The sequence below is a fragment of the Novosphingobium sp. CF614 genome (genome assembly GCF_900113255.1).
Lineage (GTDB): Bacteria > Pseudomonadota > Alphaproteobacteria > Sphingomonadales > Sphingomonadaceae > Novosphingobium.
In genome coordinates this window covers 22,928-44,519 of record NZ_FOOR01000012.1, presented here as the reverse complement: position 1 = coordinate 44,519, position 21,592 = coordinate 22,928, and the positions used below count along the sequence as shown (strand labels likewise).

At 67.6% G+C, this 21,592-nt stretch carries 22 protein-coding genes and 1 riboswitch; of the genes, 11 read left to right on the top strand and 11 right to left on the bottom strand.

The window, feature by feature from the left end; all coding sequences use genetic code 11:
* Positions 1–54 precede the first annotated feature (54 nt).
* The 9 genes from fabD (at position 55) to BM052_RS13440 (ending at position 8,140) form a co-directional block, all read left to right on the top strand.
* Positions 55–990: an ACP S-malonyltransferase gene (gene fabD, locus BM052_RS13480; protein WP_091147714.1), complete on the top strand. Its 936-nt coding sequence runs from the start codon at positions 55–57 to the stop codon at positions 988–990.
* 43 nt (positions 991–1,033) lie between these two features.
* Positions 1,034–1,426 (top strand): GxxExxY protein, encoded by a 393-nt coding sequence (locus tag BM052_RS13475; protein WP_091147712.1) that lies wholly within the window; start codon positions 1,034–1,036, stop codon positions 1,424–1,426.
* Positions 1,427–1,477: 51 nt separating this feature from the next.
* Positions 1,478–2,242: a 3-oxoacyl-[acyl-carrier-protein] reductase gene (gene fabG / locus BM052_RS13470; RefSeq protein WP_091147711.1), complete on the top strand. Its 765-nt coding sequence runs from the start codon at positions 1,478–1,480 to the stop codon at positions 2,240–2,242.
* Positions 2,243–2,431: 189 nt separating this feature from the next.
* Positions 2,432–3,550, top strand: coding sequence for a DNA polymerase III subunit beta (gene dnaN / locus BM052_RS13465; protein ID WP_091147709.1), 1,119 nt, complete (start codon positions 2,432–2,434; stop codon positions 3,548–3,550).
* Between the two features lie 214 nt (positions 3,551–3,764).
* On the top strand, positions 3,765–3,995 hold the full coding sequence (locus BM052_RS13460; protein ID WP_091147708.1) for a biotin/lipoyl-containing protein: 231 nt from the start codon (positions 3,765–3,767) through the stop codon (positions 3,993–3,995).
* A gap of 63 nt (positions 3,996–4,058) precedes the next feature.
* Positions 4,059–4,604, top strand: a complete 546-nt coding sequence (locus tag BM052_RS13455; protein ID WP_091147706.1) for a peroxiredoxin — start codon at positions 4,059–4,061, stop codon at positions 4,602–4,604.
* Between the two features lie 139 nt (positions 4,605–4,743).
* Positions 4,744–5,871: a peptide chain release factor 2 gene (gene prfB, locus BM052_RS13450; RefSeq protein ID WP_091147704.1), complete on the top strand. Its 1,128-nt coding sequence runs from the start codon at positions 4,744–4,746 to the stop codon at positions 5,869–5,871.
* 66 nt (positions 5,872–5,937) lie between these two features.
* Entirely contained in the window at positions 5,938–6,690 is a 753-nt protein-coding gene (locus BM052_RS13445) for a class I SAM-dependent methyltransferase (protein ID WP_091147702.1), read from the top strand.
* A 43-nt stretch (positions 6,691–6,733) separates the two neighbouring features.
* Positions 6,734–8,140, top strand: a complete 1,407-nt coding sequence (locus tag BM052_RS13440) for an NAD(P)H-dependent flavin oxidoreductase (RefSeq protein WP_091147700.1) — start codon at positions 6,734–6,736, stop codon at positions 8,138–8,140.
* Positions 8,141–8,203: 63 nt separating this feature from the next.
* On the opposite strand, the gene BM052_RS13435 is transcribed toward BM052_RS13440, so the two are convergent.
* The 3 genes from BM052_RS13435 to BM052_RS13425 all read right to left on the bottom strand — a co-directional run bounded on the left by BM052_RS13435 (position 8,204) and on the right by BM052_RS13425 (position 11,269).
* Positions 8,204–8,779 (bottom strand): DUF805 domain-containing protein, encoded by a 576-nt coding sequence (locus tag BM052_RS13435; protein WP_091147699.1) that lies wholly within the window; start codon positions 8,777–8,779, stop codon positions 8,204–8,206.
* A gap of 31 nt (positions 8,780–8,810) precedes the next feature.
* Positions 8,811–10,115, bottom strand: coding sequence for an ammonium transporter (locus tag BM052_RS13430; RefSeq protein ID WP_091147697.1), 1,305 nt, complete (start codon positions 10,113–10,115; stop codon positions 8,811–8,813).
* A 137-nt stretch (positions 10,116–10,252) separates the two neighbouring features.
* On the bottom strand, positions 10,253–11,269 hold the full coding sequence (locus BM052_RS13425) for a 2-hydroxyacid dehydrogenase (protein ID WP_091147789.1): 1,017 nt from the start codon (positions 11,267–11,269) through the stop codon (positions 10,253–10,255).
* Positions 11,270–11,350: 81 nt separating this feature from the next.
* Between BM052_RS13425 and BM052_RS13420 the strand changes: the two genes are divergently transcribed.
* Complete coding sequence (locus BM052_RS13420; RefSeq protein ID WP_091147696.1) at positions 11,351–11,824, top strand: SH3 domain-containing protein; 474 nt, start codon at positions 11,351–11,353, stop codon at positions 11,822–11,824.
* Here BM052_RS13420 and cobU read toward each other — a convergent pair.
* The 7 genes from cobU to cobT are packed head-to-tail and all read right to left on the bottom strand — an operon-like array spanning position 11,797 to position 18,008.
* On the bottom strand, positions 11,797–12,345 hold the full coding sequence (gene cobU, locus BM052_RS13415; RefSeq protein WP_091147694.1) for a bifunctional adenosylcobinamide kinase/adenosylcobinamide-phosphate guanylyltransferase: 549 nt from the start codon (positions 12,343–12,345) through the stop codon (positions 11,797–11,799). The two genes, BM052_RS13420 and cobU, sit on opposite strands and share 28 nt — an antisense overlap.
* Positions 12,336–13,796, bottom strand: coding sequence for a cobyric acid synthase (locus BM052_RS13410; RefSeq protein ID WP_091147788.1), 1,461 nt, complete (start codon positions 13,794–13,796; stop codon positions 12,336–12,338). Before BM052_RS13410 ends, cobU begins: the two co-directional genes overlap by 10 nt.
* A complete protein-coding gene (gene cbiB / locus BM052_RS13405; protein ID WP_091147693.1) occupies positions 13,784–14,719 on the bottom strand; it encodes an adenosylcobinamide-phosphate synthase CbiB in 936 nt (311 codons plus the stop codon). The genes BM052_RS13410 and cbiB overlap by 13 nt, the downstream gene beginning before the upstream one ends.
* The gene (locus BM052_RS13400; RefSeq protein WP_091147691.1) at positions 14,712–15,710 is read right to left on the bottom strand and encodes an aminotransferase class I/II-fold pyridoxal phosphate-dependent enzyme; all 999 of its coding nucleotides are present in this window, start codon (positions 15,708–15,710) and stop codon (positions 14,712–14,714) included. The genes cbiB and BM052_RS13400 overlap by 8 nt, the downstream gene beginning before the upstream one ends.
* The gene (locus BM052_RS13395; protein ID WP_091147690.1) at positions 15,707–16,420 is read right to left on the bottom strand and encodes an adenosylcobinamide-GDP ribazoletransferase; all 714 of its coding nucleotides are present in this window, start codon (positions 16,418–16,420) and stop codon (positions 15,707–15,709) included. The genes BM052_RS13400 and BM052_RS13395 overlap by 4 nt, the downstream gene beginning before the upstream one ends.
* Positions 16,417–16,995, bottom strand: a complete 579-nt coding sequence (locus BM052_RS13390; RefSeq protein WP_091147688.1) for a histidine phosphatase family protein — start codon at positions 16,993–16,995, stop codon at positions 16,417–16,419. The genes BM052_RS13395 and BM052_RS13390 overlap by 4 nt, the downstream gene beginning before the upstream one ends.
* Entirely contained in the window at positions 16,992–18,008 is a 1,017-nt protein-coding gene (gene cobT, locus BM052_RS13385) for a nicotinate-nucleotide--dimethylbenzimidazole phosphoribosyltransferase (protein ID WP_091147786.1), read from the bottom strand. Before cobT ends, BM052_RS13390 begins: the two co-directional genes overlap by 4 nt.
* A 253-nt stretch (positions 18,009–18,261) precedes the next feature.
* Positions 18,262–18,457: riboswitch (cobalamin riboswitch) on the bottom strand.
* Positions 18,458–18,623: 166 nt separating this feature from the next.
* Between cobT and BM052_RS13380 the strand changes: the two genes are divergently transcribed.
* On the top strand, positions 18,624–19,220 hold the full coding sequence (locus BM052_RS13380) for a methyltransferase family protein (protein ID WP_177198475.1): 597 nt from the start codon (positions 18,624–18,626) through the stop codon (positions 19,218–19,220).
* A 37-nt stretch (positions 19,221–19,257) separates the two neighbouring features.
* On the opposite strand, the gene BM052_RS13375 is transcribed toward BM052_RS13380, so the two are convergent.
* Complete coding sequence (locus BM052_RS13375) at positions 19,258–21,549, bottom strand: ATP-dependent helicase (RefSeq protein WP_091147685.1); 2,292 nt, start codon at positions 21,547–21,549, stop codon at positions 19,258–19,260.
* Positions 21,550–21,592 lie beyond the last annotated feature (43 nt).

Here is a 21,592-nt window from a genome sequence, read left to right as displayed (position 1 = left end):
CGATTCGCAAGCGGCAGCGCAACAGTCTGCCGGACAACATGGAGCGGTCGCCTAATGCGTGCATTCGTTTTTCCCGGGCAGGGCAGCCAGAAGGTCGGCATGGGCGCGGACCTGGCCGCCGCCAGCCCCATCGCCCGCGAGGTGTTCCAGGAAGTCGACGAGGCTCTCGGCCAGAACCTGTTCCGGATCATGGCCGAAGGGCCCGAAGACCAGCTTACCCTTACAGAGAATGCCCAGCCCGCGATCATGGCCAATGCCATCGCGGTGCTGCGCGTGCTGGAAAGGGAAGGCGGCATTGCGCTTGCCGACAAGGCGGACTTCGTCGCCGGGCATTCGCTGGGCGAATATACCGCGCTGTGCGCCGCCGGCGCCTTCAGCCTTGCCGATACCGCGCGTCTGCTCAAGCTGCGCGGCCAGTCCATGCAGGCCGCCGTGCCGGTGGGCGTGGGCGCCATGGCCGCGCTGCTGGGCGCCGATATCGAGAAGGCCGCCGCGCTGGCCGCAGCGGCCGCGCAAGGGCAGGTCTGCACCGTCGCCAACGACAACGATCCCGGCCAGGTGGTCCTCTCCGGCCACCGGGAGGCGATCGAGCGCGCCGTCGCCCTGGTCAAGGAGCACGGCATCAAGCGCGGCATGCTGCTGCCGGTCTCCGCGCCGTTCCACTGCCCGCTGATGCAGCCCGCCGCCGACGCCATGGCGGAGGCGCTGGACAGGACCGGCCCGGGGACCCTGCGCGTGACGCTCTTCGCGAACGTGACGGCCGGCGCGGTTTCCGATCCGGCCGAAGTGCGGCGCCTGCTGGTGGAACAAGTCACCGGCCGCGTGCGCTGGCGCGAAAGCGCGATCGCCATGCACGAGGCGGGCGTGGAGCGCTTCGTGGAACTGGGCGGCAAGGTCGTCGGCCCGATGATAAAGCGCTCGGTAAGCGAGGTGGAAGTAACCTCCGCCGCGACCATGGCCGAGATCGAGGAACTGGCGAAGGGGCTTTAGGAAAGATTTGCACGCAGAGACGCAGAGACGCGGAGGTGATCCCGTGAAACCGATAGATCATGTCAGTGCCGATGTCGTCGATGCATCCATTCGCATTCATCGCGAACTGGGACCAGGCTTGCTGGAAAGCGTCTATGAACTCGTCCTGGCGGCCAGTTTGCAGCGCATGGGCTACAAGGTCGATCGGCAGAAGCCGATCGACATCGATTTCGATGGTATGCGGTTCCCGGGCGCATTTCGGATCGATGTGCTTGTCGATGATCGGCTAATCGTCGAAATCAAGTCCGTCGAGCAATTGAGCAAGGCCCATGGCAAGCAATTGCTGACTTACTTGCGTTTGACCCGTCAACCGGTGGGGCTGCTCCTCAATTTTGCTGGCGCTACAATGAAGGAAGGCATCCGGCGAGTCGTGAATGACTATCGCTCTCCGGATTGACTCTCCGCGTCTCTGCGTCTCTGCGTGATCCCGAAATTACGGAGTAAACAGATGTTCGACCTGCACGGAATGACTGCCCTGGTGACCGGCGCCAGCGGGGGGATCGGCTCCGCGATCGCCCGCGCTCTGGCGGCGCGGGGCGCGCGGTTGGCGATTTCGGGTTCGAATGGGGACAAGCTGCGCGTGTTCCGGGACGAACTGGACGAACATACCCCGCAGCATCTCCAGGAAGTCGATCACGTCGCCATCGCCTGCGATCTTGCGGACGCCGGGCAGGTGGAAAAGCTGGTGCCGGCCGCGCTCGAATCGCTCGGCAAGCTCGATATCCTCGTCAACAACGCCGGCATCACGCGCGACAACCTGGCGATGCGCATGAAGGACGAGGAGTGGGACGCGGTGATCCGGGTGAACCTGGAATCCACTTTCCGCCTGATGCGCGCGGCGACCAAGCCGATGATGAAGGCGCGCTTCGGCCGCATCATCAACGTCACCTCGATCGTCGGGACCACCGGCAATCCGGGGCAGGTGAACTACTGCGCGGCCAAGGGCGGGATCACCGCGATGAGCAAGAGCCTGGCGCAGGAACTCGCCAGCCGGGGCGTGACCGTCAACTGCGTCGCCCCCGGCTTCATCCGCACCGCGATGACCGACGGGCTCCCCGATGCGCAGAAAGAGGCGCTCAACGCCAGGATTCCCATGGGCCGCATGGGCGAGGGAGAGGACATCGCCGCTGCCGCCGTGTTCCTGGCGAGCAAGGAAGCCGGCTATGTCACCGGCCAGACGATCCACGTCAATGGCGGCATGGTGATGGTCTGAGGCGGGACTCGGCGCGAGACCCCGGCGGCGGCTGCTTGGGACAATGCACCAAACCCGGTGTTATCCCCAGATTCGCGGATTTCCGCGCACAACGCGCTTGCCGCATGCCTTTCGCACGCTAGAGATATTCGTCCTGAAATTCGGGATCGTGTATATCCCTAGGCCTATCAAGGGGGACCTGAGGCTGTCATGAAGGCCACCATCGAACGTTCAACGCTGCTGCGGTGCCTGTCCCACGTGCAGTCCGTGGTCGAGCGGCGCAATACCATTCCCATTCTCTCGAACGTGCTGATCGAAGCGTCGGCCGGCGGTTCCGTAAGGATCATGGCGACCGACCTGGACTTGCAGGTCGTGGAGAAGATGAGCGCGGTCTCGGTCGACCAGGCCGGCGCGATCACGGTATCGGCGCACCTGCTGTTCGACATTGCCCGCAAGCTGCCCGAAGGCAGCCAGGTCAGCTTCGATTCCGCCGACAACCGCATGGTGGTGAAGGCGGGCCGCAGCCGCTTCCAGCTGCCGACCCTGCCGCGTGACGATTTTCCCGTGATCGCCGAAGGCGAACTGCCGACCTCGTTCGAGATTCCGGCCGCCACGCTGGCCCAGTTGATCGACCGTACCCGCTTCGCGATCTCGACCGAGGAGACGCGCTATTATCTCAACGGCATCTTCCTGCACGTCTCGGACGACGAGCTGAAGGCGGCGGCCACCGACGGGCACCGCCTCGCGCGGTTCACCCTGCCGCGTCCCGAAGGCGCGCAGGGCATGCCCGACGTGATCGTGCCGAGGAAGTGCGTCGCCGAACTGCGCAAGCTGCTGGAAGAAGCGCTCGACACCAACGTGCTGGTCGATCTTTCGGCGAGCAAGATCCGCTTCACGCTGGGCGGGGAGAACGGCGTCGTGCTCACCAGCAAGCTGATCGACGGCACGTTCCCGGACTACACCCGCGTCATTCCCACCGGCAACGACAAGCTGCTCAAGGTCGATCCGCGCACGTTCTTCCAGGGCGTGGACCGCGTGGCGACGATCGCCACCGAAAAGACCCGGGCGGTGAAGATGTCGCTGGAAAACGACAAGGTGACGCTCTCGGTCACCTCGCCCGACAACGGCACCGCGGCGGAGGAAGTGCCGGCGCAATATGGCTCGGAAGGTTTCGAGATCGGCTTCAACGCGAACTATCTCAAGGACATTCTCGGCCAGATCGATGGCGATACGGTGGAAATGCACCTGGCCGACGCCGGCGCGCCCACGCTCATCCGCCAGGATGAGAAGAGCCCCGCGCTCTACGTGCTGATGCCGATGCGGGTGTGACGGGGCGAACGATCCGGAGATTGCGCCGCGCGCGGAACGGCGGTCCGGATGCTCAGGTGACGACGGCCTAGGCCGATGCGCTGCGCTCCATCGGAATCCTCGCGCATGGGGCTTGTCAGGCGCTGCGTATGCGCTAGTCAGCAAGGGCTTTCGAACCGCGGCGCCGCTGTTTCCAGCCATGGCGCCGGGCGATCATTGGAGGATTCTAAGAACCATGGCCGTTGAAATCCTGCTCCCGAAAATCGGCTTCTCGATGAACGAGGGCCAGGTCGCCGAGTGGCTCGCCAAGGACGGCGAGCAAGTGACGGAGGGCCAGCCGCTGTTCTCGCTCGAGGCCGACAAGTCGACCAACGAAGTGGAAGCGCCCGCCAGCGGGACGCTCAAGATCGTCGCGAAAACCGGCGAAACCTATGAAGTCGGCACGGTGCTCGGCTACATCGAGTAGCGTTCGGCGGGTAAGTGTCCGTCCCGGCTGGACAATCGTTTTCGGCCGGTCCAGACAGCGCTGATGCACAAGCTGCTTGCCCCGATGATCGCGCTGGTCGCGCTGTCGCTGCCGACGGCGGGTTTCGCCGAACTGCCGGTGGGAACCAAGGCGCCGATGTTTCGCACGTCGGTGGCGCTCGGCGGCAAGGCGATGCGTTTCAGCTTGCAGCGGGCCCTGCGGCGCGGCCCGGTGGTGCTTTATTTCTATCCCAAGGCCTTTACCCAGGGCTGCACGCTTGAGGCGCACGCGTTTGCCGACGCGGCGGACGAATTCGCCGCGCTGGGCGCCACGGTGATCGGCATGTCGGCGGACGACCTGCCGACGCTTCAGAAATTCTCGACCGAGGCCTGCCGCAGCAAGTTCGCCGTCGGCGTGGCCTCGCCGGTCATCATCAAGGGCTATGACGTCGCGCTCAGTCGTCCGGGGATGCCTTCGGGTTTCACCGACCGCACCAGCTACGTGATCGGGCGGGACGGGATCATCACCATGGTCCATTCCGACCTCGATTACCGTGACCACGTGAAGCTGACGCTGGCGGCGGTGAGGAAACTCGCGACCAAGCGCTGACGTCACGCCGCCCTTGAATCTTCCTGGCCTTGCCGGGTAAGGGCGTCGTTTCCCGCGCGAAGTCCATTTCGCCTGGTCCCTTTACAATCGAGGTCGCCGCGTTAATCGATGCGGCCGCTGTTTCGTTGGAGTTTTCGTCATGCGTGCCGAAGGGCAGGCCCACATCGTGCGTATCGAAAAGGCCCTTGCGCTGGTCCGCAAGTTCCTCGACTGGGACCGCGCGTTGCGCCGGTTCGACGAACTGAACGCGCGCGTCGAAGACCCCACACTGTGGGAGAAACCCAAGGAAGCCGAAGCGGTCATGAAGGAACGCCGCCGGCTCGAGGCCTCGATCGGCGCGGTCAATTCGATCAGCCAGGAAATGGCGGACGCCGTCGAGTTCGTCGAACTGGGCGAGATGGAAGGGGACGAGGACACCGTCAACGAGGGGCTGGCCACGCTCGCCGCGCTTGCCGACCGGGCCGATGCCGACAAGGTCCAGGCGCTGCTCGCCGGCGAGGCCGACGCCAACGACACCTACCTTGAAGTCCATGCCGGGGCCGGCGGCACCGAAAGCCAGGACTGGGCCGAGATGCTCCAGCGCATGTATACCCGCTGGGCCGAGCGCAAGGGCTACAAAGTCGAAATGGTCGACTACCACGCGGGCGAGGCCGCCGGCATCAAGAGCTGCACTCTCCTTATCAAGGGAGAGAACGCTTACGGCTACGCCAAGACCGAAAGCGGCGTGCACCGCCTGGTCCGCATCAGCCCCTACGACAGCTCGGCACGCCGGCACACCAGCTTCTCCAGCGTCTGGGTCTACCCGGTGATCGACGACAGCTTCGAGATCGACATCAATCCGGCCGACCTCAAGATCGATACCTACCGGGCTTCCGGGGCCGGCGGACAGCACGTCAACACCACCGATTCGGCGGTGCGCATCACGCACCAGCCCAGCGGCATCGTCGTCGCCAGCCAGATCGACCGTTCGCAGCACAAGAACCGCGAAATCGCGATGGGCATGCTCAAGGCCCGGCTGTTCGAGGAAGAGATGCGCAAGCGCGAGGAAGCGGCGAGTGCCGAGCATGCGTCGAAGTCCGACATCGGCTGGGGCCACCAGATCCGCTCCTATGTGCTGCAGCCCTACCAGCAGGTGAAGGATCTGCGCACCGGCGTGGTGTCGACCTCGCCCGACGACGTGCTGGACGGCGAACTCGATCCCTTCATGGCCGCCGCGCTCTCGCAGCGGGTGACGGGCGAGAAGGTGGAGGTCGAGGACGTCGACTGAGGCGGCCCGGGCGCCGTGAGGAAGCCTGGATTTTGCCAAGAGCCCGGCAAGGCGCTAAGGGGCCGCATGCTTGCGTCCCGCCGCCCCGTCCTGGCCATTCCCGCTGCCGTGACCCTGCTGCTCTGCGGCTGCCAGCAGCGGCCCGCCGGCGACGGGCGACCCGAAACCGCCCGCGATTTCCCGACGGCGGACCGGCCGGTTTCCCGGGCCGCCGAAAACACCATTTCTTCCGAATCTCAGCGCGACAGCATGAACGAAGCGAATGTCGTGATGGACCTCGCGCGTATCGAACCCGGGATGAGCGTGGCCGATATCGGCGCGGGCGAGGGCTACTACACGGTCCGGCTGGCGCAGCGCGTCGGCGCCAAGGGCCGGGTGCTGGCCGAGGACATCAATCCGGCCGCCACCGAGCGCCTGGGCACGCGGATCATGCGCGAGCAGCTTGAGAACGTTTCGATCAAGCTCGGCACCGAGGACGATCCGAGCCTGCCGCCCGCCAGTTTCGATCGCATCTTCCTGGTCCACATGTATCACGAAGTGTCGGAACCCTATGCGTTCCTGTGGCGCCTGCGTCCGGCGCTGCGCCCGGGCGGACGGGTGATCGTGGTGGACGTCGATCGTCCGACCGACATGCACGGCATTCCGCCGGCACTTCTCTTCTGCGAATTGGGCGCGGTGGGCTTTCGTTTGACGGAATTTGTTCGTAAGCCGGAACTGCAGGGGTATTATGCGCAGTTCGAGGCCACAGGGGTGCGGCCGGCGCCAGCGAGCATCACTCCTTGTCGCATGTCGGGCGATACGCCGAAAAGGAACGATTGATCGCGGGGCCGCGCGTAACGCCAAGGGAAAGACGAAAGAGAATATGGTTTTCAAGGGTCTCAAGCCGATAGTCTACGGCGGTCGCGAAGTCTGGCCGCTGATCGAGGGTGGCAAGGGTGTATCCGCCACGAACCACATGAGTTCGGGCGCCTGGGCGGCGGCGGGCGGGATCGGCACCGTGAGCGCGGTCAATGCCGACAGCTACGACTCGGAAGGCAAGATCATCCCGCAGATCTACAACGCGCTGACCCGCAAGGAACGGCACGAGGAACTGATCCGCTACGCGGTCGACGGCGCTGTCGAGCAGGTGCGCCGCGCCTATGACATCGCCAGCGGCAAGGGCGCGATCAACATCAACGTGCTGTGGGAGATGGGCGGGGCGCAGGCGGTGCTCGAAGGCGTGCTGGAAAAGACCCGGGGTCTCGTCACCGGCGTCACCTGCGGCGCGGGCATGCCCTATAAGCTTTCGGAGATCGCGGCCCGCTTCAACGTCAATTACCTGCCGATTGTCAGCTCCGCGCGCGCCTTCCGCGCCTTGTGGAAGCGCGCCTATCACAAGGTTTCGGAACTGATGGCGGCCGTGGTCTATGAGGACCCCTGGCTGGCGGGCGGGCATAACGGCCTGTCGAACGCGGAAGACCCGCTCAAGCCCGAAGACCCCTATCCGCGCGTCAAGGCGCTGCGCGACACCATGCGCAAGGAGGGCATATCGGACGCGGTGCCGATCATCATGGCCGGCGGCGTATGGTATCTGCGCGACTGGAACGACTGGATCGACAATGCGGAACTGGGCGCGATCGCCTTCCAGTTCGGCACGCGTCCGCTGCTCACGCATGAAAGCCCGATCCCGCAGCAATGGAAGGACAGGCTGCGAACGCTCGAGCCGGGCGACGTGCTGCTCCATCGCTTTTCGCCGACGGGTTTCTATTCCTCGGCCGTGCGCAATCCGTTCCTGGGCAACCTGGAGGCCCGTTCGGAGCGCCAGATTCCTTATTCCAAGGTCGAAGCCGGCGAGCATACCGTGCGGCTCGATGTCGGCATCAAGGGCAAGAACTTCTGGGTCACGCCCAAGGATCTGGAGCGCGCGCGCTCATGGTCGGGGCAGGGCTTCACCGATGGCCTGCGCACCCCGGACGACACGATCATCTTCGTCTCCCCCGAAGAGCGCGACCTCATCCGCCAGGACCAGGCCGATTGCATGGGCTGCCTGTCTCACTGCGGTTTCTCGTCATGGAAGGACCATGACGACTACACCACCGGCCGCCTCGCCGATCCGCGCAGCTTCTGCATCCAGAAGACCTTGCAGGACATCGCCCATGGCGGCTCGGTGGAGAACAACCTGATGTTCGCCGGCCACGCGGCTTTCCAGTTCAAGCAGGACCCGTTCTATTCCAACGGCTTCACGCCGACGGTGAAGGAACTGGTCGACCGGATTCTGACGGGGGATTGATACCAGGTTTCGCGGATCGGAATTCCTGTTCCTTTCCCTTCGCCGCCTCGCGGGCGACGAAGGCTAGGGGGAGATGGAGTCGCGCTCAAAGAGATTTGGTATGAACCCGCCGATGTCCTGAGCGGCCGGCCCGGAACCGTCCGGGCCCGCCGTCTTGCCGTCCGAAGCCGGCGCCTCGCGCGGATCGGAGCCATAGCGATTGCCGCCCTTCGTTCCCGGTGCCGCCAGCAGGAGCAGGTAAAGCAGCAGGAAAGGCGGAAACAGCAGCCAGTCCACGTAGGCGAGCGGGCTTTCGACCATGCTGCGTGCACTCCAGCCGGCAATGAGGCCTAGCAGGTCGAGCGCGAACGTGCGCAGCGCCACCGCCAGCAGGATCAGGCTCCATCGCCCGTCGCGGCCGAAATCGTGAAGTCGCCGCACCACCAGCGCAAAGGCCGGAATTACCGTCGCGAACTGGATCGCGAAGCGAACCCAGCCCTCGGTCTCCTCCGGCGCGAACCAGCCCACCGGCCAGCCCACCAGCACGACCATGACCTGCGACAGCACGATGTAGACCAGGAATTCGCTGCGCGCCGAGCGGCCGGTGAAGTCGAAGGTGTGGCGGATGGTGCGCGCGAACAGCCGGGAATAGTCCTTCATCGCCCCATTTCCCGCCGCCGCGGGTTTCCTGTCAATCGAATTCCCCGGCGCGCCCGCCATGGCTGGTGATGTCGAGGCCCTCGCGCTCGGCATCCTCGGAAACGCGCATGGGGAAGAGTATCGAGGCCATCAGGGCCAGGATCGCCGTGGCGATCACCGACCATACCGCGACCACGCCCACGCCGATGATCTGCGCGACGATCTGCGCCACCATGTTCATGCGTTCGCCGTAACCGGTGCCGCCCAGGCTTTCGGACATGAAGATCCCGGTCAGCACCGCGCCGAGCATGCCGCCCACGCCGTGGACGGCGAAGACATCGAGCGAATCGTCGATGCGCAGTTTGCGTTTCACCAGCCGGATCGCGAAGAAGCAGGCCGCCGCGCCGGCCGCGCCGAACAGGATCGCGGAGCCGGGCGAGATGAAGCCGGCCGCCGGGGTCACGATGACAAGGCCCGCGATCGCGCCCCTGGCGAAACCCATGCCGGTGGGCTTGCCGGCCGTCAGGCGCTCGATCGCCAGCCAGGTCAACGCGGCCGCCGCCGCCGCCACGTGCGTGGCGATGATCGCGGCGGCGGCATCGTCGTTGGCGGCCAGCGCCGAACCACCGCTGAAGCCGAACCAGCCGACCCACAGCAGCGCGGCGCCCGCCATCGTCAGTGCGGGACTGTGCGGCGGCATCGGCGTCTGGAGAAAGCCCTTGCGCTCGCCCAGCATGATCGCGGCGACCAGCGCCGAGACGCCGGCCGTGGCGTGAACGACGATGCCGCCGGCCCAGTCGACCGTGCCGACGCTGGCGGCAAGCCAGCCGCCGCCCCAGATCCAGTGGGCCACCGGCGCGTAGACGACCAGGCTCCATAGCATGCAAAAAGTGATGACCCAGCCGAACCGTGCCCGTTCGGCCCAGGCGCCGGCCATCAGCGCGGGCGCGGCCACGGCGAAAGCCATCTGGAACAGCACGAAGGCGCTTTCGGGAATCGCCGTGCCTTCCCGCACGTTGCCCAGCGTAATCAGCATCCAGGCATTGCCGCTGCCCAGCCAGCCATTGCCGACATCGCCGAAGCTCACGGTGTAGCCGACGATGACCCACGCGATCGAGGCCGCCGCCACGATCGCGCCGCACTGGACCAGAACCGAAAGAAAGTTCCTGGCGCGCACCATGCCGCCCTGGAACAACGACAGGCCGGGCAGGGCAACCAGCGTGACCAGCGCCGATGCGGCCAGCAACCATGCGGTGTCGCCGCTATTGGCCACGTCGACCCGGCCGTCCTGCGCCAGCGCCGTTCCCGGGAGCAGCGCGAGCATGGCGGCGATCGGCAGCAGGAGCTGCTTGGTCATCGACTCAATCCCCCTTCGGGCCGCGCCTGGCGCCGCGATCCTCCTGGGATCGACTTAGAGCAGGAAATCGCCTCTAGACAAGCGGTTGCCTGAACTTACCCGCATCGGCGCCGACGCCAGGAAACGCGGCGGGAAGATCAGGGCAAGTCGGGCAGCACCTGGTCCGGCGGGCGGTGACCGTCAACCCAGAAGCGGATATTGGTGATGATCCGTTCGCCGGCGGCGCCGCGCCCCTCGTAAGTCGCGCTGCCCAGGTGCGGCATCGCGACGAGGCCCGGCAGCGCCAGCAGCCGCGGATCGATGCGCGGCTCGTTCATGAATACATCGAGCCCGGCGCCGGCGATCCGCCCTTCGGACAGCGCGGCGATCAGCGCCTGCTCGTCGATCAATTGGCCGCGCCCGGTGTTCACCACGCAGGCACTGGGCTTCATCAGCGACAGGCGCCGCGCGTCGACAAGGTGCACGGTGGCGGGCCCGGCCGGGCAGTGCAGCGTCAGGATGTCGGCCTCGGCCGCCAGCACATCGAGGTCCGGCTCGTAGCGGGCGGAAAACATGTTCTCGAGCGCGCCGGGCAGGCGATGGCGGTTGTGGTAGCGGATCTCCATGCCGAAGGCCTTGGCCCGGTGCGCCACCGCCTGGCCGATGCGCCCCATGCCCACGATGCCCAGCGTCTTGCCCATCAGCGAATGGCCCAGCATGGCCGACGGCGCCCAGCCTTGCCATTTGCCTTCGTGCAGGATCCTGGCGTTCTCGCTGAAACGGCGCGAGACCAGGATGATGAGCGCCAGGGTCAGGTCCGCGGTATCGTCGGTGAAGACTCCCGGCGTGTTGGTGACGATGATGCGCCGCGCGCGGGCCGCGGCCACGTCGATATGTTCCGTCCCCGCGCCGAAACTGGCGATCAGGCCAAGCCGCTCGCCGGCCTGTGCCAGCATTTCGGCGTCGATCGCGTCGGTCACCGTCGGCACCAGCACGTCGCATTCGCGCATCGCGGCAAGCAGCTGTTCGCGCGTCATCGGCGTGTCGGCGGGATTGAGCGTCGTGTCGAACAGTTCCGTCATGCGCGCCTCGATCCCGGGCAGCAGGCGGCGCGTGACCACCACACGGGGCCGGGGAGGGTGCGGAAGGGAGGAAGTGTCGCTTGGCGGGGCCATCATGATCTTCGGCTATGCCGTCCACAGGGTCCGGGTCAAGGAGCCTTGATGCCTTTGCGCACGGCGCGGTAAGGATCGGGCATGAACCGCACTGCGTTTATGCTGCCGTTGCTCGCCCTCTGCGCGCTTGCCGCGCCGGCCAGGGCCGCCGATGACGAAAAGGTTCCCTATTGGGCCTCGATCGATGCGGAGGTCGCCAACATGCGCGTGGGGCCGGACGAATCGTACAGGATCGACTGGGTCTATCGCCGCATGCACCTGCCGGTGAAAGTGCTCCGCCGCGAGGGACCGTGGCGGCAGATCGAGGATCCGGACGGCGACAAGGGCTGGATGCGCGACTTGCTCCTCTCACGCCAGCGCTCGGCGATCGTGAAAGGCGGTGAACTGGTCGAAATGCACGCCCAGGGCAGCGAATCGTCGCGCCTGCTGTGGCGGCTGGAACCCGGCGTCGTGGGTCTGCTGGGGGATTGCCAGACGGGCTGGTGCCAGTTCGACGCCGACGGTCACAAGGGCTTCGTGGCCGAGAATCAGCTATGGGGCACGGGCGAACCCTGAGCAGAGGGGTGTTTCAGCGCCAGCGGCAGGCCAGCGGCGACGAACACCACTTCCGCGGCGATCGCCGCGATGCGTTGATTGAGGCGCCCGGCTTCGTCGCGAAACCTGCGGGCGAGGGCGTTTTCGGGCACGATCCCCATGCCGACTTCATTCGCGACCAGGACCAGCGGCACGGGACATCGCCCCAGGGCTTCGATCAGCGCCCGAGTCGCGGCCGCCACGTCGCAGCCGGCCAGCATCAGGTTCGATAGCCAAAGCGTAAGGCAGTCCACCAGCACGGCGTCGGCACCGCGCGCGGCCCGGTCGATCATGGCGGGCAGTTCGATCGGGGCCTCGAACGTTTTCCATCGTGCACCGCGGTCCGCCCGGTGGCGGGCGATGCGGTCAGCCATTTCCGCGTCGAAGGCCTGGGCGGTGGCAACGAACGCCAGCTTGCCGGGCAGCGCCTCCATGCGATCCTGCGCATGACGGCTCTTGCCCGATCGCGCCCCGCCGATGACGAACAGCGCGCTCACGCGCATACCCCGGAGGCAAGCGCCAGCAGCGCGTCGATATCGAGATGGCGCTCCAGCCCGGCCGCCAGTTCGTCCAGCGCCGCATCGACGATGGCGCCGTGATCGCCCGCGTCGCTTTGCACGCCGATCCTGGCCAGTAGCGCGCGGCGCAGGTCGCCCGATGCCAGCAGGCCGTGGCAATAAGTTCCCATCAGGCGTCCGTCGGCGGCAACGGCGCCGTCCGGCCTGCCGCCGTCGAGGACGGCGAACGGCCCGGTGCCCGATGCGTGCCGGGTTTCGCCCATGTGCATTTCGTAGCCATCGAAGGATGCGTTCAGCGCCGTTCCGCGAACCCGGCGCAAGGCTTTGTCCGGGCCCAGCACGGTTTCGCCATCGAGAAGACCGAGCCCGGCGACTTCGCCCGGCGGACCTTCGATTCCCAGCGGATCGGCGATCGTTCGGCCCAGCATCTGGTAGCCCCCGCAGATGCCCAGGATCGCGCCGCCGCGCCGGTGATGGGCCAGGATGTCGATGTCCCAGCCCTGCTCGCGCAAAAAGGCCAGGTCGGCGATCGTCGCCTTCGATCCGGGCAGGACCACCAAAGCGGCCTCGACCGGTATCGGCCGGCCCGGCGGAACCATGACGACCTGCACGCCGGGTTCCGCCTTCAGCGGATCGAGATCGTCGAAATTGGCGATGCGCGGCAGCATCGGACAGGCGACCAGCGTCCTGCCGGTGTCGGTGCCGGGCCCGCGTTCGAGGATCACCGCGTCTTCGCTGGGCAGGCGGGCGACCGCACCCAGCCACGGGACGAGCCCGAAGCCGCGCCATCCGGTTCGTGCTTCGATGGCCACGTAGCCATCGGCGAACAGCGCCGGATCGCCGCGGAACTTGTTGACGATGAACCCCCGGATCATCGCCGCGTCGGCCGGATCGATCACCGCGCGGGTCCCCACCAGCGAGGCGATCACACCGCCCCGGTCGATATCGCCGACCAGCACGACCGGCACTTGCGCGGCGCAGGCAAAGCCCATGTTGGCGATATCGCCTTCGCGCAAGTTGATCTCCGCCGGGGAACCCGCGCCCTCGACGATTACGAGATCGCACCGGGCGGACAGGCGATGCCAGCTTTCCAGCACTTCGGGCATCAGGCCCCGGCGGCCCTCGCGAAAGTTCGCGGAGCCCAGCGTGCCGCGCACCCTGCCATGCACGATGAGCTGCGATGTATGGTCCGCCTGCGGCTTGAGCAGCACCGGGTTCATGTCGGTATGCGGCTCGGCACGCGCGGCCAGGGCCTGGAGCGCCTGGGCGCGCCCGATCTCGCCGCCGTCCACGGTGACGGCCGCGTTGTTCGACATGTTTTGCGGCTTGAACGGCAGCACGCGAAGGCCGCGATCGGCAAGCGCCCGGCACAGCCCGGCCACCAGCACCGACTTGCCGACATCCGAACCGGTTCCTTGCAGCATCACGCCAGCCATGCCCATCGTCCAGCCAGCATCCAGGCCAAAGCGCAAGCCCGCAAATAGACCCCGGCGGCGCGGCGCATCGCGGCCAGGTCTGCGTCGGGCCCATCGCCGATCCACGGCTTGTCGACGAGGAGACCGTCGTAGCTGGCCGGCCCGGCGAGGCGGACGCCGAGGGCTCCCGCCATCGCCGCCTCGGGCCAGCCGGCATTGGGCGAGGCATGGCGGGCGTGGTCGCGCAGCATGGCGCGCCATCCGCCCGCGCCGGCCAGGCAGATCAGGACCGCGCTCGATCGCGCCGGGATCAGGTTCAGCACGTCGTCGCTGCGGGCAGCCGCCCAGCCGAAGGCGCGCAGCGGCTCTTCGGGATGGCCGATCAGGCTGTCGGCGGTATTGATCGCCTTGTAGATCCACGCCCCGGGCAATCCGAGCACGAGCAGCCAGAAGAGCGGGGCGACGATGCCGTCGCAAAAGCTCTCGGCCAGGCTTTCGATGGCCGCCCGGGCGATGCCGCGCTCGTCGAGATCGGCGGTGTCGCGGCCCACGATCAGGCCCACCGCTTCGCGGGCGGCCGTCAGGTCGCCGCGCTCGAGAGCGTCCATGACGGGCATGTAATGCTGGTAGAGACTCCGCTGGGCGAGCGCGGGCCATGCAGCGATGGCGAGGAATGGCCATGCCCATTGCCCCGCGAGCGCGCGAATGACGAGTTCGGCGATCAGTGCCATGCCGCCACTTGCCAGCACCAGCAAGGCCACCGTCGCCGCGCCCAGTAACCGGCGGCATGCGGCCGGCCGTGTCGGTCGATTCCAGCCGGTCTCGCAAGCGCCGATGATCCTCGCGAAGGTGCCGACGGGGTGGCCGATCCGGCGGTGGAGCCAGCTTGGCCAACCCGCCGCCGCGTCCAGCGCCAGGGCGGCGAGACCGATCGGTTCAACCATGGCGCATCGCCTGGCCGAGTGCCGCGTCCAGTCGCGTCAGCTGTTGCGCGTCGGCGGGAAGCCCGAAGCGCAGCAGCCGTGGGTGATCGGCGAAGGGGCGAGTGAGGACGTGTTGCCGTGCCAGCGCGGCGAACAGGCGGGGCGCCGTGTCCGTTTCGACCAGCCGGAACAGCGGGCAGGCCCCTTCCGGCCGCAATCCGTGCCGGATCAGCACCGCATCGAGATGCGCCGCCGCTGCCGGCAGGGCGGCCCGGGTCGCCGCGATCCATTCCGTGTCGGCATAAGCGGCGGCCGCGAACGCCAGGGCGGCTGAACAGACGGGCCACTCGCCCTGCAATTTCCGCAGATCGGCCAGCAGCGACCGGGGCGCCAGCACGAAGCCGAGCCGGACCCCCGCCAGCCCGAAGAACTTGCCGAAGGATCGCGTGACGATGAGCCGCCGGTCGTCCGCGACCTGGTCGGCAATGCTCCACCCGGCGTGGCAGTCGGCAAAGGCTTCGTCGACGATCAGCCAGCCGCCGCTGCTCTCTTGCCGGTCGAGCGCGGCCAGGAGGTCGTCGCGGGAGGTCAGGCGGCCGTCCGGGTTGCTGGGGCTGGCAAGGACCAGTACCGATGGGGTCGCAGGCCCGTCCAGCGACCCCGAAACCGCCTCCGCATGCAGGAAGGCCCCCGCGTGCGTGCCGTAGCAGAGCACGGGATGGCGGCCCGGCAGGTCCAGGATGCGGGCGAGCGCGCGCAGGCCCGATTCGCTTCCGGGAACCGCGCAGCACCGCGCCGGATCGCCGCCGAAGAACGCCGCCGCCGTTTCTTCCAGGCTCCGCAGCGCGCGCGGATCGGGCAGCGCGCGCCAGTCCGGACGGATCGTTTCGGCGCGGGGCCACGGGTTCGGATTGATGCCGGTGGAGAGATCCAGCCAGTCGACGCAGCGGCCACCGAACCGGGCACGGGCATCGCTGAGACGGCCGCCGTGAAAGGCGAGATCGCCGTTCATCGGGCAAACACCAGCGCGGCGAGCATGGCGGTTTCGACCAATTCTATGCCCGCGCCGTGCCCGTCGCCCGAAATGCCCCCGATCCGCCGGCGCAGCCACAGGCTCCACAAGGCGATGGCCGGAACGGCGAGCAGGATCGCTGGATCGAGGGCCCATGCCAGGGCGCCCAGCACGAGCAGCCAGGCTCCGCTCACCGGCCAGTTCGCCCCGGCGCCAAAGGTGCTGCCCATGCCCTGGTGCAGCGGCGGCAGCGTAAGGGTCCAGACCAGCGGTCCGATTCTCGCCGCCACCGGCACCGCGATCAGCACCGCGATCGGAATGGCATCGAGCGCGAGGCGCAGCAGGACCAGCTTGGCGATCAGTTGCAGGCCGATCGCCGTCACTCCGAAGCTGCCGATATGCGGGTCCGCCAGTACCGACGACAGGCGCTGCGGGTCGCCATGGGCCGCTCCCGCCGCGTCGGCGACGTCGCCCAGTCCGTCGAGGTGCAGGGCGCCGGTGATCCGGGTCCAGGTCGCCAGGCCCAGGAGGGCACCCGCCCAGGGATCGTGGCGGAACCCCGCCCAGGCCGCTCCCGCCACGCCCAGGCCCACCACGGCTCCCGCCGCCGGAAACCAGCGGATGGCGCGCGCGAAGTCCCGCGCGTCCGCCGCGACCGGGGGAAGCGGCAGCCGGGTCATGAAACCCAAGGCGAGCAGCAACGCCTTCATCCCGGCGCCCCGGCAGCGAGGCCGACGACTTGCCCCGTCATCGGCGATCCCGGCCAGACCCGCAGGCTCAGCAAGGCGTGATAGGGCAAGTCCAGCGCCCAGACGCCCCGGTGATCGAGCCCGGTGAGCACGGACAGCGCCGCGCGCATCGCTCCGGCATGCGTGACCACCAGAACGGGCCCGGTCAGGTCGGCCAGCGCCTCTGCGATGCGTGCGCGCAGGCCGGTCCAGCTCTCGCCGTCCGGCGGCGGATTGGCGTCGGGATCGGCCCAGAAGCGGGACAGCGCGCCTTTGTCGAGCGCTTCCGGGGCAAGGCCGTCCCACGCGCCGAAGTCCAGTTCGCGCCAGCGTGGATCGCGGCGGAGCGGCAGCCGGGTTTCCCGGGCGAGGTACTCGCCGGAATGCGCTGCCCGGCTCAGGTCGGAAGTCACGATCCGCTCCACCGCGAGCGAGCGGACACGGGCCGACAGGGCCAGGCACCGCGCGTCGAGCGGCGGCAGGTCGGTATGGCCGAGCATCAGGCCGCTCCGCAGCGGCGGGCCATGGCGCAGGAGGTGGATGATGAACCCGGTCACAGCGCTCCCGCCACCGCCGCTTCGGCGAAAGTCGCCATTTCGTCGTGCGCGGCAAGGGCGGCGCGCACGAGATGGACCGCCACAGCCGCCCCCGACCCTTCGCCCAGGCGCATGTCCAGCCGCAGCAGGGGCTCCAGTCCGAAGCGGGCCAGCAGCCGCGCATGCCCGGCTTCGGCGGAGCAATGGGCGGCCAGGCAGTGATCCGTGAAGCCGGGGCTTGCCGCCACCAGCGGGGCGATCGCGGCGCAGACGATGAAGCCATCGAGCAGGACCGGAACGCGCATCTGCCGCGCGGCCAGGATCGCCCCCGCCGTCGCCGCGATCTCGCGCCCGCCCAGGCGTCGCAGGGTCTCGAAGGCATCGTGGCGGAACGGGCCGTGCAGGGCGAGCGCCTGTTCCACCGCCAGCACCTTGCGCGCCGCGCCTTCCGCGTCGATCCCGCTGCCCTTGCCGCACCACGCCGCGGCATCGCCGCCGAACGCGGCGGCGCATAGCGCCGCGGCCGGCGTGGTGTTGCCGATCCCCATTTCGCCGACGAACAGCAACTGCGTATCGGCGGCGACCGCGGCCGCCCCCGCGTTCAGCGCGGCGAGGCAGTCCTCTTCTCGCATGGCGGGTGCCTCGGCGATGTCGCCGGTGGGGCGATCCAGATCGAGCGGGACTATCGACAGCTCGGCCCCGCAGCAACGCGCCAGCGCATTGATCGCCGCGCCGCCGGATCGGAAGTTGGCGACCATCTGGGCCGTCACCTCGACGGGAAAGGCACTGACGCCGCGCGCGGCAACGCCGTGTTTTCCGGCGAAGATCGCCGCGCGGACCCGCTCGATGCGGGGCCGGGGCGTGCGCTGCCAGCCGGCCATGAACACGGCGATGTCCTCCAGCCTGCCCAGCGAGCCGGCGGGTTTCGTCAGCGCGGCCTGACGCGCGCGGGCCGTGGCGATGGCGGCTTCGTCGGGCAGGGGCAGGGCGGCGAGCGCGGCTGCGAACGCGGCGCGATCCGCGAACCGGATCACGCCCTCATCGCGGGAGGCAGTTTCGGGGATGGCGCCGGCGAAATGGGCGGTACGGGGCACTGATGCTGTCCCTTCGGGCAAACGGCGTAATGCCCGCCGGTTGCCCGCACCGAAGGAACGCATCCGCACGCCGGTGGCCGGGCACGACATGACGCCCCTCGCACGGGTTTTCCGGCAAGGCGTGGCTGTCGTTGCGCGAGGGATGACCCTGCTTGAGGCAGGGCCCTCGAACACCCGGTGCACCCTGCCCGGATGAAGAACGACCGCGTCAGGCAGGTCTCCTGGCTCGCGGGTCAATGCCGGTCCGGCCGCCTTCTCGGAACCCGATGGGGTTCCAATGGCGAAATGGCCGGATGGCTCGCCGCTTACAGTTGCAGGGGCAGCCCCGGGGCTTTCACCCGGGTTCCCTTTTGATCCCCTTGCGGGGAACCTGTCGCGACGTGGCGACTATCGCGCGCCTGGATGCGGCGCAAGTGCAATATGCCTTCGGGGCCCAGCAGGCGGCCTGAACGCGCACGGGGCGAGGATGCGCTAACATCATGTTTACCGCCGCCGCGTAGTGGAAGCAGAGCGTTGCCGTTCGGGCGACCGCGAGCACTTTTGGGCGGGACAACGATGGCTCAACGTCTTATTCACTATACCGAATGCACGTTCCTGGTGGTTCTGGCCTGGCTGATCGTCAGCCGCATGGTGCCGGTCATTCCGCAGCACCCGCAAGTCATCGTCTTCCTGACGGCGGAACTGCTGGGCGTGGTGCTGATCGTCCTGCAACGCCCGGGCGACGTGGCGACTGAACTGCGCCCGGTGCTGCTGGGCTTTGCCGGGACCAGCTCTTCGCTCCTGGTTCTGCCGATCGGCCAGCAACTGGCGCCGGACCTGGTTTCGACCGCCCTGATAACCGGCGGCGTGGCGCTGTCCATCCTTGCCAAGCTGTCGCTGCGGCGCAGTTTCGGCCTGGTGGCCGCGAACCGGGGGGTGAAGAGCAGCGGCCTTTACCGCTTCGTGCGTCATCCGATGTATTCCGGCTACATCGTCAATCACATCGGCTATCTGCTGCTGTTCTGCTCGCCCTGGAACGTAGCGGTGATCGCGCTGTGCTGGATCCTGCTGTGGATGCGTACCGACGAGGAGGAGAAGGTCCTGCTCAAGGATCCCGCCTACCGCCGCTATGCGGACAGCGTGCGCTCACGGCTGGTGCCCGGCCTGATCTGATCGCTTGATCTTGATCGTCCTGGGGGGCGGCTGCGGTTCAGTCCGCCACTTTCACGAAGCTGTCGATCACCCGCTTGCGCCCGGAAATTTCGAAGTCGATCTCCAGCTTGTTGCCTTCCTGCGCGGCGATGGTGCCATAGCCGAACTTCTCGTGGAACACGCGCGCGCCCACGGCGACGTCCGGCCGTGGTTTAGCGGCGAAGCTGGCCGCGCTGCGGGTGGTTTCGGCGATGCGGCGCGGGGCCGGGTCATATTCCCTTGCCGCCGCGCGCTGCCAGCCCGGGCCGCGCGTCATCGTGCGGGCGGGCTGGGCGCGGGCGACTTCGGCGAAGGGATCGGCATGTTCAGACCACTGTGCGCGCCACAGCGAGGCGCCGCCTGACAGCGTGGTTTCGCTCTCCACGTGATCGCCGGGCAGTTCGGCGGTGAAGCGCGATGGGATCGAACTCGTCCATTGGCCGTAGATCCGCCGGTTCGCCGCATGCAGGATCGTGCACTTGCGCCGCGCACGGGTGATGGCGACGTAGGCAAGGCGCCGCTCCTCCTCAAGGCTGGCGAGCCCACCCTCGTCGAGCGAGCGCTGCGAGGGGAATACGCCTTCCTCCCAACCGGGGAGGAACACATGGTCGAATTCCAGCCCCTTGGCCGCGTGCATCGTCATGATGGTGACTTTTTCCTCATTGGCGGCCGCGTCGTTGTCCATGACCAGGCTGACGTGTTCCAGGAAATCGCCGAGGCTTTCGTATTCCTCCATGGCGCGCGCCAGTTCGGCGAGGTTCTCCAGGCGCCCGGCGGCCTCGGCGGTCTTTTCCGCCTGCAAGGCATCGGTGTAGCCGCTTTCGTCGAGAACCGTGCGCAGCAGGTTCGCCGGGCTTTCGTTCTTCTCCAGATCGCGCCAGCGGGCGAAGTCGCGCATCAGCGCCAGGAAGGTGTTGCGCGCGCGGGCCGGCAGTTCGTCGCTGTCGGCGATCTCGATCGCCGCCGCCGCCAGCGGGATCGACTGGCGCCGGGCGAGCTGGTGCAGCTTCTCCAGCGCCTTGGCCCCCAGGCCGCGCTTGGGTGCGTTGTAGATCCGCTCGAAGGCAAGATCGTCGGCGGGCTGGGCAATGACCCGCAGGTAGGCCAGGGCATCGCGCACCTCGGCACGTTCGTAGAAGCGGAAACCGCCGATAATCCGATACTTGAGGCCGATACTGATGAACCGGTCTTCGAATTCGCGGGTCTGGTACTGGGCGCGCACCAGGATGGCCATCTGGTCGAGCGGGGCGCCTTCGCGCTCGAGCCGCTCGATCTCGTCGCCGACGCGCCGTGCCTCCTCGGTCGCATCCCAGACGCCGATGACGCGCACTTTGTCGCCGGGATGGCGTTCGGTCCAGAGCGTCTTGCCGAGGCGCTGGCTGTTCTCGCTGATGAGCCCCGAGGCGGCGGCGAGGATCTGCGGCGTGGAGCGGTAGTTCTGTTCCAGCCTGATTACCCGGGCGCCCGGAAAATCCTTTTCGAACCGCAGGATATTGGCGACTTCCGCACCGCGCCATGAATAGATCGACTGATCGTCGTCTCCCACCACGCAGATGTTCTGGCGCTTTTGCGCGATCAGCCGCAGCCACAGGTACTGGACCTGGTTGGTGTCCTGATACTCGTCCACCATGACGTACTTGAAGCGCTGCTGGTAGTGATCGAGCACGTCGCGATCGGTGCGCAGCACGTTGAGCATGTGGAGCAGCAAATCGCCGAAATCGCAGGCGTTGAGGGCCTTCAACCGATCCTGGTACAGCTGGTAGAACTTGCGCCCCTGGCCGTTGGCATAAGCCTCGTTCTCCCCGGCGTCGAGGTTGTCCGGATTGAGGCCGCGGTTCTTCCAGCGATCGATGCAGCCGGCCAGCTGGCGGGCGGGCCAGCGCTTCTCGTCAAGGCCCTCGGCCTGGATCAGCTGCTTGAGCAGGCGCAGCTGATCGTCGGTATCGATGATCGTGTAGTTCGATTGCAGGCCGACGAGTTCCGCGTGGCGCCTGAGCATCTTCGCGGCGACGGAATGGAAGGTGCCGAGCCAGGGCATGCCTTCCACCGCCGGGCCGATCAGCTGGCCGACCCGCTCGCGCATTTCGCGCGCGGCCCTGTTGGTGAAAGTGACGCACAGGATCTCGCTCGGCCACGCGAGACGGCTGCGGATCAGGTGGGCGAGCCGCGCGGTGAGCGCGGCGGTCTTGCCGGTGCCGGCGCCCGCCAGCATCAGCACCGGGCCCTCGGTCGTCAGTACGGCTTCGCGCTGCGGCGCGTTGAGGCCTGCGATCAGGGCATCCTCGGCACCGGCGGACCAGAGCATTTGCATGGGGGCTTGCGGATTGTTCACCCGCGAACAACTAGGGAACGGC

Coding starts and splice junctions, on each gene's coding strand:
- BM052_RS13375 (WP_091147685.1), bottom strand. CDS start 21,549: ATGCAAATGCTCTGGTCCGCCGGTGCCGAGGATGCCCTGATCGCAGGC.
- BM052_RS13455 (WP_091147706.1), top strand. CDS start 4,059: ATGCACAAGCTGCTTGCCCCGATGATCGCGCTGGTCGCGCTGTCGCTG.
- BM052_RS13425 (WP_091147789.1), bottom strand. CDS start 11,269: ATGGCCCCGCCAAGCGACACTTCCTCCCTTCCGCACCCTCCCCGGCCC.
- BM052_RS13400 (WP_091147691.1), bottom strand. CDS start 15,710: ATGAACGGCGATCTCGCCTTTCACGGCGGCCGTCTCAGCGATGCCCGT.
- BM052_RS13445 (WP_091147702.1), top strand. CDS start 5,938: ATGCTTGCGTCCCGCCGCCCCGTCCTGGCCATTCCCGCTGCCGTGACC.
- fabD (WP_091147714.1), top strand. CDS start 55: ATGCGTGCATTCGTTTTTCCCGGGCAGGGCAGCCAGAAGGTCGGCATG.
- dnaN (WP_091147709.1), top strand. CDS start 2,432: ATGAAGGCCACCATCGAACGTTCAACGCTGCTGCGGTGCCTGTCCCAC.
- BM052_RS13460 (WP_091147708.1), top strand. CDS start 3,765: ATGGCCGTTGAAATCCTGCTCCCGAAAATCGGCTTCTCGATGAACGAG.
- BM052_RS13395 (WP_091147690.1), bottom strand. CDS start 16,420: ATGAAGGCGTTGCTGCTCGCCTTGGGTTTCATGACCCGGCTGCCGCTT.
- BM052_RS13420 (WP_091147696.1), top strand. CDS start 11,351: ATGAACCGCACTGCGTTTATGCTGCCGTTGCTCGCCCTCTGCGCGCTT.
- BM052_RS13430 (WP_091147697.1), bottom strand. CDS start 10,115: ATGACCAAGCAGCTCCTGCTGCCGATCGCCGCCATGCTCGCGCTGCTC.
- BM052_RS13380 (WP_177198475.1), top strand. CDS start 18,624: ATGGCTCAACGTCTTATTCACTATACCGAATGCACGTTCCTGGTGGTT.
- fabG (WP_091147711.1), top strand. CDS start 1,478: ATGTTCGACCTGCACGGAATGACTGCCCTGGTGACCGGCGCCAGCGGG.
- prfB (WP_091147704.1), top strand. CDS start 4,744: ATGCGTGCCGAAGGGCAGGCCCACATCGTGCGTATCGAAAAGGCCCTT.
- BM052_RS13440 (WP_091147700.1), top strand. CDS start 6,734: ATGGTTTTCAAGGGTCTCAAGCCGATAGTCTACGGCGGTCGCGAAGTC.
- BM052_RS13435 (WP_091147699.1), bottom strand. CDS start 8,779: ATGAAGGACTATTCCCGGCTGTTCGCGCGCACCATCCGCCACACCTTC.
- cbiB (WP_091147693.1), bottom strand. CDS start 14,719: ATGGTTGAACCGATCGGTCTCGCCGCCCTGGCGCTGGACGCGGCGGCG.
- BM052_RS13410 (WP_091147788.1), bottom strand. CDS start 13,796: ATGGCTGGCGTGATGCTGCAAGGAACCGGTTCGGATGTCGGCAAGTCG.
- cobU (WP_091147694.1), bottom strand. CDS start 12,345: ATGCGCGTGAGCGCGCTGTTCGTCATCGGCGGGGCGCGATCGGGCAAG.